We start from the raw sequence: 14,276 nt of genomic DNA, 5'->3' as shown, positions 1-14,276 counted from the left end.
AATTGCTAATGGTTGTTTATTCCAATCAATCATGAACCCAACATTAATTATTACAATGTTATGAATGCTATTTTGCAATTACACCATTTAAAAAAATATTATGCTACCCAAAAAGCGGTAGATGATATTAGTTTTGAAATTGAAGCTGGCAGCATATTTGGCTTGCTGGGACCCAATGGTGCCGGTAAAACTACTTTGCTGCGCATGATAACGGGCATCATTTATCCGGATGAAGGTGAAATAACATTTGATGGCAAACCATTTAATCCCTTAGATGATACGGTTAAAATTGGGTATATGCCGGAGGAACGGGGTTTGTATAAAAAAATGAAAATAGGAGAGCAGGCTTTATACCTGGCACAATTAAAAGGATTAAGCAGGGCAGAAGCACTTTCCAAAATTCGTTTTTGGTTTAAGAAGTTAGAAATGGAAAGCTGGTGGAATAAAAAGGTGGAAGACCTGAGTAAGGGGATGAGCCAAAAACTACAATTTGTTACCACTGTTTTACACGAGCCTAAATTAATTATATTAGATGAACCTTTTAGTGGCTTAGATCCGGTGAATGCTAATTTGATAAAAGATGAAATTTACCGGTTGGCACAACAAGGCAGTACCGTTATTTTCAGTACGCATCGTATGGAGCAGGTAGAGGAAATTTGTAACCATATTGTTTTAGTTAATCTGGGTAAGAAAATTCTGGATGGTAAAGTACAGGATATTAAACAACAGTTTAAACAGCATACCTTTAATATTGCTTTTGACACGGCTCCTGCAAGTCTTATACATCCATCTTTTGAAGTCGTGCATCAGAAAGGCAATGATTTTACCCTGATTATTCATTCCGGGTTTAGGAGCAATGATGTATTGCAGTTTTTTATTGCACAAAATGTAAATGTGGTTGCTTTCAATGAAATATTACCATCACTGAATGATATATTTATTCAATTGGTTGAATCAACACATAGTGCTGCAAGAAGTTTTGAAACAGTACAATAGTTAATTTTTATTGATTCATTACAACAAAATGATTCAACCGTATTTTCAAAAGTTTATGCATCATCTATTCCATTTAAAACGATTTAAATTAACAGTATGAATAAAACTTTTTTAATAGCCCGCCGAGAATTTTTAAGCCGGGTACAAAAGAAAACATTTCTATTAACCACTATTTTATTGCCACTCTTCATTTTTGGTTTTTATGCGCTGATTATTTATTTCTCAGTTAAAACGAGTGATAATATTCAAATTGCAATTGTAGACCGTGCACATATTATGGATAATATTTTGCCGAAACATAGTGATGATGTACAGTTCATTATCTTGAAAGATGCATCTTTAAACGATTTGGATAATCAAATACTACAAAAAAAGATTACCGGCTATATTCTTGTACCCGCGCATTATAATATTATGGGGTTTGATACCCTCTCATTAAAATCAGATAAATCTATCGGGTTGCTGACACGCGAAAAAATTCAAAAAAAATTTTCTGATTTATTGGAAGAAAAAAGGTTAATTGCATTGAACCTGAATAAAAAACAAATTGATAGCATACAAAATGCAAATACTTTACAGTTTACAAGTCTGGAAGGAAAAAAAGACTCTGATGCCAAAGCCGGGGTTAGTTATGGGGTAGGTTATTTTAGCGGGTTCTTAATATATATTATTCTGTTTATTTATGGAACAATGGTTATGCGTGGTGTAATGGAAGAAAAAATGAATCGCATTGCCGAGGTAATTGTGAGCAGTGTTAAACCATTTAAATTAATGATGGGAAAAATAACCGGTATTGGTGCCGTAGGTCTGGTTCAATTTATTATTTGGATTGTGTTAATTCTCGGATTAACCATGTTACTTCCTTTTATATTTCCGCAGATTGGTCAACAGACAACTGAGCTGCCTATGCAACCGGGTGCAATGCAGGCTGCTGCTTCCATGAAAAATAGTGGCGGGTTACAGGAAGTAATGGCCGGATTAAGTACCATTAATTTTCCTTTCATTATTGGCACATTCATATTTTATTTTCTTGGTGGTTATTTACTGTATGCTTCATTATTTGCGGCTGTGGGTAGTGCCGTGAATGAAGATCCGCAGGATGCACAAAGTTTGTTATTGCCTATTACAATGCCCATTATTTTTGCAATGGTTATTATGACAAAAGCAGTGAATGAGCCCAACAGTTCATTGGCGGTATTTGGCAGCATGTTTCCACTTACATCGCCCATAGTTATGATGGCCCGTATTGCACATGGTGTGCCTGATGGTGTTCCACTTTGGCAATTATTGTTGAGTATGACTTTGCTGGTGGGCGGTTTTTTAGCCACTACCTGGCTGGCTGCAAAAATTTACAGAGTGGGTATTTTAATGTATGGAAAAAAACCTACATGGAAAGAGATGTGGAAATGGGCATTTATCAAGAATTAAAAAATATTTTGTAATGATGAATCAGGCAGCTTTTGGGCTGCCTGTTTTTTTATATAATATTATCGGAAAATACCAGTGGCTGTTGTAATGCAACATTAAATTCGTTCCATATTTCATGGACAATATCAGCGGCCGGTTTTATATCATCAATTAAAGCACTTACCTGGCCAATTTCTAATTCACCTTCTTCCATATCGCCTTCAAACATACCTTTTTTAGCACGTCCTTTCCCTAGTAGTTGTTGTAATGTGGCAGCATCGGCTCCATTCATTTCTGCTTCATGAATTTGTTGGTAGAACGGGTTTTTTAATAGTCGGACAGGTATGTGTTTTTTCAGGCTTAAAACAGTATCACCCTCTTTTGCTGCTATTATTTTTTGCTTGAAGTTGATGTGTGAGGAGGCTTCTGGTGTGCATACAAACCTACTTCCAATCTGTACTCCATCGGCGCCCAATACCATGGCAGCAAGCATTTGTCTTCCGGTAGCAATGCCTCCTGCAGCAATTACCGGAATGTTGATTGCTTTACGAACCAAAGGGATTAAAACAAAGGTGGTTGTTTCTTCTCTTCCATTGTGCCCACCTGCTTCAAAACCTTCTGCAACTACCGCATCAACACCTGCAGCTACTGCTTTTTGTGCAAACAAACTGCTGCTTACAACATGAACAACGGTAATGCCTTTGCTTTTTAAAAGTGGGGTAAAGGTTTTTGGATTTCCTGCACTGGTGAAAACAATGGGTACCTGCGCTTCAATAATGATAGCAATATGCTGGTCAATATCCGGATACATTAAAGGCAAATTCACTGCAAAAGGTTTTCCGGTTGCTTTTTTGCATTGTTGTATATGTTTTTTTAAAACTTCAGGATACATGCTGCCTGCGCCAATAATTCCTAATCCACCTGCATTGCTTACGGCAGCTGCTAATTTCCACCCACTGGCCCATACCATACCTGCCTGAATGATGGGATACTCAATAGAGAAAAGCTTTGTAATCCTGTTCGAAAACATAGCATACATTAATTCATTATATAAAATACCGGATAAATATTAATTATCATATTTTCGTTATCCGAAATCAATTTCAGTATTATCGCCAATATTTAAACTTCGGCTTAAACCTTTTACTGAAGCATCGCTCCCAATCAGCGAATTATCGAGTACTACTTCAAATAAATGTGTATAAGAGCCAATAATGCTATCACGCAAAATAGAAAATTGAATATGGGTATTGGCACCAATCGCTACATGCGGGCCTACAATGGCATTTTTTAAGGTACAACCTGCACCAATACTAACCGGTGGAATAATAATGGTATTTTCTAATTTAGCTGTATCATCAGTTTTGCCGCCAAATTTTTTTAATAAAGTGGCATTACTTTCTAAAAGTGTTTCTTTTTTACCACAATCGAACCAGTTTTTTACTTTAAAAGATTGAAATTTTGCACCCCTTGCAATCATACATTCCAATGCATCAGTTAAATTATATTCACCCAGGGTTCGGATGTTTTGCGTAAAAATGTGATGTAGACATTCATACAAAAAATTGGTTTCTTTAATTTTATAAAGACCCACCAATGCCATATTGCTTTTAGGGATAGCAGGTTTTTCTACCACTTGCTCAATAAATCCATTTTCATCAATTGCTGCTACACCAAAATGTCTGGGATCATCTACTTTTTTTACACCCAACATGCTATGAGGGCTGTTTAAAACTTCTTTTACATCAAATTCGCAAATTGTATCTCCCAGGGTTACAAACACTTCATCATCACCTACAATATTTTTGGTTAATTCAATGGCATGCCCGGTGCCCTGTCTTTCATTCTGGTAAACAAAGTGTGTGATTAAATGAGGGTAAGTTTGGGCAACATATTCTTGAATTTTTTCGCCTAAATAACCTACTATAAAAATAAATTCATTGATGCCGGCTTCATGCAATTGGTCAACAATAAAACTTAATATGGTTTTACCTGCAATGGGTATTAATGCTTTGGGTTGTGTATAGGTGTGGGGCCTTAATTTAGTACCAGCACCAGCAACAGGTATGATTGCTTTCATTACTAGAGAGTCGGTTTTGTTTCGTTGATTAAACGATTCTGCTCATTAAAACTATGCATTCGGATTGGTTTCGTAAAAATTTGTTTGGAATGCGGGATGCTTAATTACAGGGCAGTAGCATCTTTACAAACCTTTCCAACCAATATTTTGGGGTGTGAAAATAGGGAAAACTTTTTTTTATCAGCAAATCATCTTTTTTTACAGTGTTATAAACAAGTTATGGCAAGCTAAATATGAAGAACTATTTTTGCAGGAAATATTATTTGTTTCATCATTTTACCCCTTATTTTAAATACGCCAATTTATGCAAAGAGATACCTTGGTTTTTAACCTTATACAGCAGGAATTAGAAAGACAGCGCAGAGGCATTGAATTAATTGCTTCAGAAAATTTTACCAGTTTACAGGTAATGCAGGCCATGGGTGGGGTAATGACAAATAAATATGCCGAAGGATACCCAGGCAGAAGGTATTATGGTGGTTGTGAAATAGTTGACCAAACTGAACAATTGGCTATTGACCGTTTAAAGCAAATATTTAATATTGAGTATGCAAACGTACAACCACATAGCGGCGCGCAGGCCAATGCTGCATTAATGCTGGCTGTTTTGCAACCTGGCGATGCTATTTTAGGATTGGATTTAAGTATGGGCGGCCACTTAACCCATGGTGCGGCCGTGAATTTTAGCGGTAAGTTATACCAACCTCATTTTTATGGAGTTACCAAAGAAGAAGGCTTATTAGATTATGCCATGCTGGAAGAAAAAGCCCGCAGTGTTAAACCTAAACTCATTATTTGTGGTGCCAGTGCCTATAGCAGAGATATTGATTATGCCCGTATTAGAAAAGTGGCCGATGAAGTAGGTGCTTTTGTAATGGCAGATATTGCACATCCGGCAGGATTAATTGCCAAAGGGTTGTTAGGAAATCCATTTGAACATTGCCATTTTGTAACATCAACAACCCACAAAACTTTAAGAGGTCCGAGAGGTGGTGTGATTATGATGGGAAAAGATTTTGAGAATCCGTTTGGATTAAAAGATATGAAAGGAAATATTAGAATGATGAGCCATTTAATTGATATGGCCGTATTTCCAGGCACACAAGGCGGTCCGTTGGAACATGTTATTGCAGCCAAAGCAGTGGCTTTTGGTGAAATACTTTCAGACGAATTTACACAATATGCCAAACAAGTACAATTGAATGCACAAGCCATGGCAAAGGCTTTTGTGGACAAAGAATACAAGATTATAAGTGGCGGAACCGATAATCATCTAATGCTCATTGACTTGCGTAATAAAAATATCAGCGGAAAAAAAGCAGAACAGGTACTGGGCCGGGCTGATATTACAGCCAATAAAAACATGGTACCCTATGATGATAAAAGTGCTTTTGTAACTTCCGGTATTCGTTTTGGCGTGCCTGCTATTACAACCAGAGGGTGCAAGGAAGAGCATATGCAATTTGTGGTAAATGCCATCGATACGGTATTAATGAATGCTGATGATACATCCACTGTTGAAAAGGTGAAAAAACAGGTGAATGATTGGATGCTGCAGTTCCCATTGTATCCTGAATTGGGTTAAAGGAGTTTGTATAATCATTTCTGAATGAATCAATTACTGTTTTATGATACAACGTATTCAATCTTTTTGGTTACTGTTAACCGCTGTTTGTGCTTTTGCCACTTTAAAACTGCCATTTTACAGTGGAAATAAAATTGCTGACCAGGCCGGCAGTTATCAATCAGTTACCGGCAATACAACCATATTGTTGAATATTATTACGGTAGCAATTGGAATAATAGCCTTGGTATTTATTTTTCTATACAAAAACCGTAAGCAGCAGTTGTGGTTAACGCTACTATTGTTTCTGGTATCACTTTTACAGCTATTTCTGCTCTACCTTCAAACCAAACAATTTGTGCAGGGCGCTTATGAAATTTCGGTACTGGTTTATATCGCTATGCCTGCTTGGTTAATATTGGCCATGCGTGGCATGTATAAGGATGAACAATTGGTGAAAAGTGTAGACAGATTGAGATAAACGTTAGTAGAATACTTATTTAATTTCCTAATGAGTTGACTATTTAAAGGTGGATTGGTGATAAAGAGCCTTTTTATATTTGCAAATAAAAATATTTGATTGATAAATTTGTTACATTTCAGTTTCAATACTGTTTAAAATTTTATAGTATTAATTTAAAAAAAATTGTAAGAATACTACTACAAATTCTTCAATTTAACTTTAAATTATTATTTATCAATAATTTATAAATTTATATTAAATTTATTTTGTTTTTCTTTTAAATCAGATTAAATTTCTTTTAAAATCTTTCCATTAATGTATTACTAATTTTGTTTAGTTATTTCTTACCTGCAATTGATAAAATGGAATAAATCCGAGTTCGCTTATTAGTGTTATTTGTTTTATTATTAACTATTGTTAATTAATTAAAAATTTGAATACTATTTTGACAATACAAATGAATTGTCAGAGAAAATTTAAATAAAGTTTTAGTGATTGAATTTTATTTAATATAAAATAATTAAATCATGAATAAAATGCGGCTATTCATTCGCCATTTTAATTCAATATCTTAATCCTGCAATATGCCTAATAGATGTATTTACAATTTCATAATGTGGATTATACTAATATTAGCTGGAGCCGTTAACAGTGCCAATGCACAAGATCCGCATTTTTCGCAATACTTTAGTTCACCCATGACCATTAATCCATCCCTGATTGGAAAAGATGTGGAAGATTGGCGTTTAACCAGCACATTACGGCGCCAATGGTGGGGAGGAACCGTAGCACCTTATAATACCTATACTGCTTCCATTGAAAAACGGATAGCCACGAATAGCACCGGCGATAATCAGTTAGGTATTGGCATGATGCTATTCAGTGATGAGTCGAATAACGGGTTATTGAAAGATACTTATCTAAGTTTGGGTGCAGCTTATAATATAACATTGGATAGAGCAGGCCATCATCATTTAGGTGCCGGTTTAACCGCCAACTATGCAGGCCGATTGGTTGATCCCAGTAAGTTTGAGTTTCAGTCGCAGTTTGGTAGCATGGGTTTTCAAAGAAGTGTTCCTTCTAACGATCCGGTAACCATACAAAGCAATCATTACTTAGAAGTGAATGCCGGTTTAAACTACAATTATACAGATACGAAGTGGGGCTTTAATTTAGGTGCAGCAGTATTTCATGCATCCAAACCCAGAGATGGCGTGTATTTAAACTCAACCTATACTGTTGAAGCAAGGTATAGTATACAGGGAGGCGTGTATTTTAATTTAGCGAACCACAACCAGTTATTGTTTAGTGAAATATCGGAGATGCAGGGTCAGAACAGCATTCATTCCTTAGGAGCTGTTTATAAAATTAGTGTGAAGGACAAAACATTAAGGAGTTTTAATGTGGGAGTATGGGATCGGTTTGGCGATGCAGTGTATCCATACATTGGATTAGAATCAGAAAGATGGATAGCGGGTTTAACGTATGACGTGGTTACTTCAGGCGTAAAAACAGCATCCAACAGTGTACAGAGTATGGAGTTGAGTTTTGCCTGGCAGTTCTTTTCTGCCAAACACCAACCAAGGCCCGTTAAGAAGATTATACAGTATTAAACAATGTTGCTAATAACAAATATATGCAATTAAACAAATTACAGGGGAGTATAACATAATTATAAACTGCTTGAAACCAAAACAAATGCCGGTATGCATCATGCATTTACCGGCATTTTGTTGGTACCAATGAAAGTGATCAGATTGTAATTTTATTATTTCTGTCGTTTTTATTCATCTCCGAATAATAAATAAAAATATAGTATATAAATTAAGTTTTACTTTTTTGTGCTCCTGTGTATGATTGCTAATCATGCGTAACATAGCATCTTTGATGCTACTGCCTGTAATAGATTGTCAAGGTGAGGTTAATTCAATGAATCCAAATTTGAATATTACTACAAAACCTGTATTGCTTTTATTATTCTTTTGAAAAAAAAGCATGGATACGCCATTTTTTTGATTGAATTAATTCAATTTCTTTCAAATACCATCCATTATTTAATTTAAAATAACTGAAGCCAAAATCTTTACTACATTCAACTATTATGATTACTACACAATATTATCAAAAGCTACGGCTTTTCTTTACTTCCCTTTGTTACAATGTCTTTGAATATGCATAACTACCTTTATTAGAGGGAACGATGTTCCCTGTCTGATTTCCATGAAAACTGTGAAAAACCATATAATTTTTCAAAGACTACCATTCCTGTTGAAGTACATGATGAGCTTCATGGGAATGGTGATTTTTTTTAGTGCAGGCGCACAGTCTTTTCAGTTTGAAAAAGGGTTTGCTGATTTTCCTTTTACCTATAACAACATTGCAGTTACATCTTTTGGTTCCGGTTCTTTTGTTGATTATGGTGCTGCCTGGAGCAGTTGTGGTGTGGCTACCAAACCGGGCAGTATATGGCTGGGTGCCTATGGGCCTGCTTCATTTACCAATACATTTTCACAAGGGGTAAATGATATGGTGTACAATATCAATGCTGCTGATACTACTGAAACCTTTACTTTTTCAGTAAACAGGGGGAACGTTCAAATTAGTATACTTTCCGGTTGTGCTGATAAATGGACGATTGCCGGTAATCAGTTAACCTGTAAGGGGGTCGATGCGGGTACATGCATACAGGTGCACGCTTCCGAGCCTTTTACCAATGTTACCATTGAACACAATGGGCTGATGGATGGCTCTTTGGTTACCTTGGTATTGGATGAAGCTTTGAAATATGCTGATAACCATACATCTATTCGTGTGCAGCCCATTGCAGCACAAAAAATTTGTCTGGGTAATGCCATCACTGATATTCCGGTTACCATTACCGGTGATCCAATAGAATTAGCACATCTTTCATGCCTGGTAACCTCTTCAAATCAAACTTTTCTGCCGGATTCTGCAGTGCAGGTATTAGGTGCCAATGGAAACAGACTGCTTCATTTTACTGCCACACCTGCTTATGCCGGGGTGGTGCAGTTACAATTGACCATTCAGGATAATGATGTGTTGTTGATTCAGGTTCCAATTGTATTGGAAGTAATGGGTGCCGCCAGTACTGTTACCATTGATACAAAGAATAGTGTATGCAAAGGAGAAAAAGTTACACTGAAAGGTACGCCTGCTAATGGAGTTTGGAGCCTTACCACTACAGTAATATCAAATGGTGCGGCTACTAATTTACCTGCCAGTTTACAAGCCGATGGTACTTTAATGGCCAATTATCCCGGTTCAGTTCAATTATACTATGCCGTAAAAGATAGCAGCGGTTGTACCACTACTACCAGTACCAGTATACAAGTGCATGATGTACCGGTGAACAAAGTAATGGCACCCAAAGGAACCATACTTTGCGAGGGTAGTCAATTACAATTGATGGCTCCCAATGCAGCGGCTTACCAATGGTTTAAGAATCAACAGCCATTGCAGGAAAATGCACAAATATTGCCGGTTAACACCCCGGGGAATTATGGCGTTAAATTGACAGATACAAATGGTTGTTCCAATCCGGCCATTGTGCAGGTAACCATAACCGGTATTGCAAAACCCAAAGTTGGATTTAGCTATACTAATTATTGTGCGAACCTGCCGGTGCAGTTCCAGAATTTATCTGATGTAAACAATAGTGGCCCGGTAAATTTTGAGTGGACTGATGATAAAGGCAATACCAGCAATGCAGCGAATCCTGCTTTTACTTATGCTAGTGCAGGTGATGTAAAAGTACAATTAAAAATTACTTCACAGGTTTGTATTGGGTTTACCACTGCTTTCACGAAAACCCTTCATATTGATCGTCCTGATGCAGGAAAGCTATTGCCTGTTATAGAAACAGAACAAACTGCCATCCGTTTACAGACCGGCAGAGTAGGGGTTCAGTACCAATGGCAACCTGCTACAGCTTTTGTAAATGCCAATACTGCTAATCCGTTATTGAATGTAACTGCCGGCCGTCAGCAATATACCGTTATGGTAACTGCCGCATCCGGTTGTACTGTTACTGATACAGTAGCAGTAAATGCCACAGCCAATGCCGGCATTTATGTGGCCAATGTATTTTCACCCAATGGCGATGGGCAAAATGATAGATTGTTGGTGAATTTAATTGGCTACAACCGTTTGAATTTCTTTAGAGTATACGATCGTAAAGGCAGGCTATTGTTTCAAACGGCCGATGAAGGCAATGGATGGGATGGCACCGTAAATGGTACTTTACAACCTATTGATACCTATGTTTGGGTAGCCGAAGCTTCTAATGAAAAAGGCCAAAGAATTTACAGGGAAGGAAGCACTACTTTATTACGATAAAAAATCTATTGGTTTTAAATTTTATTGATTTTATGAACATCTCATAGTAGTTCCGTATTTGTGTAGTTTAAAATATAATTTACAGCCAGCCGAACGCTTATTAAATTCTAATACCCAATCCAAAAGCAATGTAAAACAAATTTTTACCATATTCGCCCGGAATAAGATTCATGGGTATTGTATAGGAGGGAGTAATATTAATATTAAATTTTCCTGCTACAAAAACAATCGGCACTGAAAATTCATATGAAAGTAAATTAAATTTTACACTATTATCTGTAACAGTTTGTTGAGAAATGGGGATAAATAATATTGAACTTTTTTCAAGATACGTTCTTGAAAAATTTTGAGTACCAAAATATGCATAGGCTGTTGGATCAATTGCAAGTGCCATGGGAATTTTATTTCTTATTTTTAGAATAAATATATGGTCTAAACCTGGAGAAATTCCAATATCAGTTTTGTTACTGAATTTTAGATCAGCACTGAAATTAAAATTAATTACTTTGTTGGTATAAGCAGCATTGATACCACTTTGGTATTGTAAAGCCGATTGCACTAAAGTGCTATTTTCATTGTAGAATAATTTAGTAAAAAAAATATTGCCATTAAAATTTTTCGTAGATTGGAATCTATAACCAATTTCTCCCAATGCTCCTGTATAGTTTAAACTGGTGGTAGAATTTTCTAAAAATATAAAGCTTCCCTGTGCATATAAGCCACATTTGAGTTGATAACCAATATAAGGCACCATACCGCTGCTCTGTAAACTATCTGTTCTTCCAAAATATTGGAATCTGGAAACACCATTTATTCCGAAAGAGAATTCATTAGAACGTGTGGTATCATTCTGTGCATAAAGTTGCACAATTGATAAAATAAAGCTGAAAGTACCCAACATTATTATTGCAATTTTATTAATCATATAAATATTTATTAAAATTAATAAAATAAAACACTTTTTATAGAACAGATTTCCTGAAAACCATTGAAAACCTAAAAATTTGTATGCGCATTATATTAAGGAAAAGAGGCTATTAATTTTTTTAAGTAGCCTCTTTTCTTTGAAATTAATTATGGATGGAAGTTTCTGAGTTGGCTTTAGCAGCAACTTTAATTTTTGCTTCTTTCTTTTCTTGGGAAGCTTTATTCCTTGCTGAGTGAATAGTCTGATTAGCCTCGTTTTCTTTAGATTTCACATACTTTTTTGCTGGTTTAGTATTAAGATCTGCATTAACATGAGCAGAATTGTCTGCATTTAAATTATTTTGTAGAGAACCTTTATCAGAACCACTCTTAAAGGCAGCATTTTCATTTGCATTTGTTTGAACACTTGCATTGGCATGTGCTGAAGACTCTAAAACGCCCTTAACATTGGTAGCTTCTTTTGTAGCATCGCTTTTGATTGTATTTGCACTGCCTGCCATATTTTTGTGTAATTCGCTATTCCCTGATACCTCGGTGTTACTTTCTATTGAAGCATTCATATTCGTATTGCTGCCTTGATGTTCAGTATTCAAATAGCTATTTGAATTTGTACTTCCTGAAACATTATTGTTTGATTCTGCTTTCAGTTGTTTTGAAGTACGTCTGGCTGCACTTTTTGATTCTTTTGTTGCAGCTTTACTTTCTGCATTGACTGCATTAGAAGTATTGATAACGGCTCTTGAAGCAGCAGTTGTTGCTCTTTCGGCATTAACAGTTGCAGCAGTAGTGCTTCTTATAGTTCCTCCTACATTAATAATTTGTGCATCTGTTCTGATACAAAAAAACAGGGCAGTCATGAAAATGGTTGATTGAATCATTGTTTTCATAATTGTAATTTTTAAAGTTTGAAAATAGAATTGGATGAATATTTATTCCAAAAACAATTTTTATGCCAGAAATAATTTTTGATATTGCTGTTTTATCAGCCAAACCGGTCAGGTGATAAATATGAATAATTTGGAAATTTAGATGGAAATGCAAATAAATAGTGCGATAGAGCCTGATTTTATTGTAAATTAGATGGCTTAGGTGTTGATTTTTAAGATTTCAAATTGTATTCAGAGTAAATTCAGTATGATTAATAAGATTAATTTAAAAGTTTTTTTAGTACTTTTTTTCACATATTACGAGGGAGGAATTAAAAATTAAAACGAAAAAATGTTTCATTTTCATTTTTCGACCCATCATAAAGTATTCATTATCTGTATCGCCATCTGTTTGGTTATAGGTTTTCTGAATTATTTTTTACTGCAGCCCAATATATTTCTGTTTCATGTGCTGCAACGTTCTATTCATCCTGTTTTTGTGATTCATTCCACTTGTATCAGGCATTTTTTGCTTGGTTACTTTGCAGACGGGTTGTGGTGTCTTGCCCTATGCCTGCTAACCTTACTATTAAAAGAATTAAATTATTTGAAGAAAGCCGGAATAATAACTATATTAGTAGTACCATTTTTAACGGAAATATTACAATACTTTGGCTTTATTGGGGGTACGTTTGATTGGTTGGATATACTGACTTACCTGCTTATTATTTTGGTCTTCCTGCTTTTTTCAACCTTGCTAAAAAAACAATAACATGAAAAGATTTACCTCGCTCATTGCACCAATGCTGGTCATTGCTCTATTTTTGTGTATGGCCATTGCCAGCACCCCTCCGAAAGCACCTTCCCCGGTTGTTTTTGACGGTATTTTTAGTTACAAAGCTGATAGAGATGAAGTAGTAAAAAATGCCGCCAAAGTGGGCTTTATTAAGAATAGTGTTAGTCCGAGTATTGTATTAAGGGTTCCACATGCCAATCAGCAGATTCTGGAACAAGATAAAAATACAAATGCCAATAACATTAGCTCTTCCGGAATCTTTGATCCGAATAACAATTTGTATGATTTAAATGTATATAATACTATTGAAAAGGAGTTGCTAAAAGGGGGCTTTACGGTTCGCGACAGGGCATTGTTTGATAAAGTGCTGGGCGACAAAAGTGTGAGCGATTATTCTAAAATAAAGGAATTAACAGAAACGGATTTGATACTGGAATTAAGCAATATTCAGTATGTGCCTTATGCCTTTAATGCATTCAGTTACCATACCAAAGGCCGGCATGGTGTTATCAATACCAATATACACAACTGTGCCCATACCATTTATTTATATGGGTTAAAACTTGAGTTTAAATTAATTAGGGTAAAAGATAACGATTATATTGGTTCTTTTACCTATAACTATTCACCCTGTAATAATGCACCCTGCGATTATTTGGTGAGTTGTTTGGGTGATAATTGCAGTGAGCCTTATGTTCAACAGGGAGATGTAAAAATTACTGCACAAAGATTAATTACCCGTGAAGTAATTACCCGGTTTGTGAAAGAGTCATCACAAAATTTGGTAAAACAAATTTTAGAATAATTAAGTAAATTAAGAT

The 14,276-nt window shown here is 35.7% G+C and carries 11 protein-coding genes; 7 read left to right on the top strand and 4 right to left on the bottom strand.

What is annotated here, in order from left to right:
- The first annotated feature begins 60 nt into the window (after window positions 1-60).
- Entirely contained in the window at window positions 61-996 is a 936-nt protein-coding gene (locus A0F92_RS05885; RefSeq protein ID WP_068242858.1) for an ABC transporter ATP-binding protein, read from the top strand.
- 96 nt (window positions 997-1,092) lie between these two features.
- A complete protein-coding gene (locus A0F92_RS05880) occupies window positions 1,093-2,424 on the top strand; it encodes an ABC transporter permease (RefSeq protein ID WP_068242755.1) in 1,332 nt (443 codons plus the stop codon).
- A 49-nt stretch (window positions 2,425-2,473) separates the two neighbouring features.
- On the opposite strand, the gene A0F92_RS05875 is transcribed toward A0F92_RS05880, so the two are convergent.
- Window positions 2,474-3,433 carry an NAD(P)H-dependent flavin oxidoreductase gene (locus tag A0F92_RS05875; protein ID WP_167516841.1) on the bottom strand — a complete coding sequence of 320 codons (960 nt, stop codon included), beginning with the start codon at window positions 3,431-3,433 and terminating at the stop codon, window positions 2,474-2,476.
- A gap of 57 nt (window positions 3,434-3,490) precedes the next feature.
- Complete coding sequence (locus A0F92_RS05870) at window positions 3,491-4,483, bottom strand: sugar phosphate nucleotidyltransferase (protein WP_068242748.1); 993 nt, start codon at window positions 4,481-4,483, stop codon at window positions 3,491-3,493.
- Between the two features lie 304 nt (window positions 4,484-4,787).
- On the opposite strand from A0F92_RS05870, the gene A0F92_RS05865 reads away from it, so the two are divergent.
- The 4 genes from A0F92_RS05865 (at window position 4,788) to A0F92_RS05850 (ending at window position 10,866) form a co-directional block, all read left to right on the top strand.
- On the top strand, window positions 4,788-6,068 hold the full coding sequence (locus tag A0F92_RS05865; protein ID WP_007743935.1) for a serine hydroxymethyltransferase: 1,281 nt from the start codon (window positions 4,788-4,790) through the stop codon (window positions 6,066-6,068).
- A gap of 43 nt (window positions 6,069-6,111) precedes the next feature.
- On the top strand, window positions 6,112-6,528 hold the full coding sequence (locus A0F92_RS05860; protein ID WP_068242746.1) for a DUF4293 family protein: 417 nt from the start codon (window positions 6,112-6,114) through the stop codon (window positions 6,526-6,528).
- Window positions 6,529-7,124: 596 nt separating this feature from the next.
- Window positions 7,125-8,123 carry a PorP/SprF family type IX secretion system membrane protein gene (locus tag A0F92_RS05855; protein ID WP_068242743.1) on the top strand — a complete coding sequence of 333 codons (999 nt, stop codon included), beginning with the start codon at window positions 7,125-7,127 and terminating at the stop codon, window positions 8,121-8,123.
- Between the two features lie 664 nt (window positions 8,124-8,787).
- Window positions 8,788-10,866 carry a T9SS type B sorting domain-containing protein gene (locus A0F92_RS05850; RefSeq protein WP_068242740.1) on the top strand — a complete coding sequence of 693 codons (2,079 nt, stop codon included), beginning with the start codon at window positions 8,788-8,790 and terminating at the stop codon, window positions 10,864-10,866.
- A 100-nt stretch (window positions 10,867-10,966) separates the two neighbouring features.
- Here the strand turns inward: A0F92_RS05850 and A0F92_RS05845 are convergent, their stop codons facing one another.
- Together A0F92_RS05845 and A0F92_RS05840 are read right to left on the bottom strand one after the other, a co-directional pair.
- The gene (locus tag A0F92_RS05845) at window positions 10,967-11,791 is read right to left on the bottom strand and encodes a hypothetical protein (protein WP_068242737.1); all 825 of its coding nucleotides are present in this window, start codon (window positions 11,789-11,791) and stop codon (window positions 10,967-10,969) included.
- Between the two features lie 145 nt (window positions 11,792-11,936).
- A complete protein-coding gene (locus A0F92_RS05840; protein ID WP_068242734.1) occupies window positions 11,937-12,680 on the bottom strand; it encodes a hypothetical protein in 744 nt (247 codons plus the stop codon).
- Window positions 12,681-13,432: 752 nt separating this feature from the next.
- On the opposite strand from A0F92_RS05840, the gene A0F92_RS05835 reads away from it, so the two are divergent.
- Window positions 13,433-14,260, top strand: a complete 828-nt coding sequence (locus A0F92_RS05835) for a hypothetical protein (RefSeq protein ID WP_167516839.1) — start codon at window positions 13,433-13,435, stop codon at window positions 14,258-14,260.
- Window positions 14,261-14,276: the final 16 nt, after the last annotated feature.

The sequence above is a fragment of the Hydrotalea flava genome (assembly GCF_001623405.1).
GTDB classification, from domain to species: Bacteria; Bacteroidota; Bacteroidia; order Chitinophagales; family Chitinophagaceae; genus Hydrotalea; species Hydrotalea flava.
Note: the sequence above shows the minus strand (reverse complement) of the source record. Positions and strands in the feature narration are given on the sequence as shown.

Coding starts and splice junctions, on each gene's coding strand:
- A0F92_RS05875 (WP_167516841.1), bottom strand. CDS start 3,433: ATGTTTTCGAACAGGATTACAAAGCTTTTCTCTATTGAGTATCCCATC.
- A0F92_RS05835 (WP_167516839.1), top strand. CDS start 13,433: ATGAAAAGATTTACCTCGCTCATTGCACCAATGCTGGTCATTGCTCTA.
- A0F92_RS05880 (WP_068242755.1), top strand. CDS start 1,093: ATGAATAAAACTTTTTTAATAGCCCGCCGAGAATTTTTAAGCCGGGTA.
- A0F92_RS05860 (WP_068242746.1), top strand. CDS start 6,112: ATGATACAACGTATTCAATCTTTTTGGTTACTGTTAACCGCTGTTTGT.
- A0F92_RS05885 (WP_068242858.1), top strand. CDS start 61: ATGAATGCTATTTTGCAATTACACCATTTAAAAAAATATTATGCTACC.
- A0F92_RS05845 (WP_068242737.1), bottom strand. CDS start 11,791: ATGATTAATAAAATTGCAATAATAATGTTGGGTACTTTCAGCTTTATT.
- A0F92_RS05870 (WP_068242748.1), bottom strand. CDS start 4,483: ATGAAAGCAATCATACCTGTTGCTGGTGCTGGTACTAAATTAAGGCCC.
- A0F92_RS05855 (WP_068242743.1), top strand. CDS start 7,125: ATGTGGATTATACTAATATTAGCTGGAGCCGTTAACAGTGCCAATGCA.
- A0F92_RS05865 (WP_007743935.1), top strand. CDS start 4,788: ATGCAAAGAGATACCTTGGTTTTTAACCTTATACAGCAGGAATTAGAA.
- A0F92_RS05840 (WP_068242734.1), bottom strand. CDS start 12,680: ATGAAAACAATGATTCAATCAACCATTTTCATGACTGCCCTGTTTTTT.
- A0F92_RS05850 (WP_068242740.1), top strand. CDS start 8,788: ATGATGAGCTTCATGGGAATGGTGATTTTTTTTAGTGCAGGCGCACAG.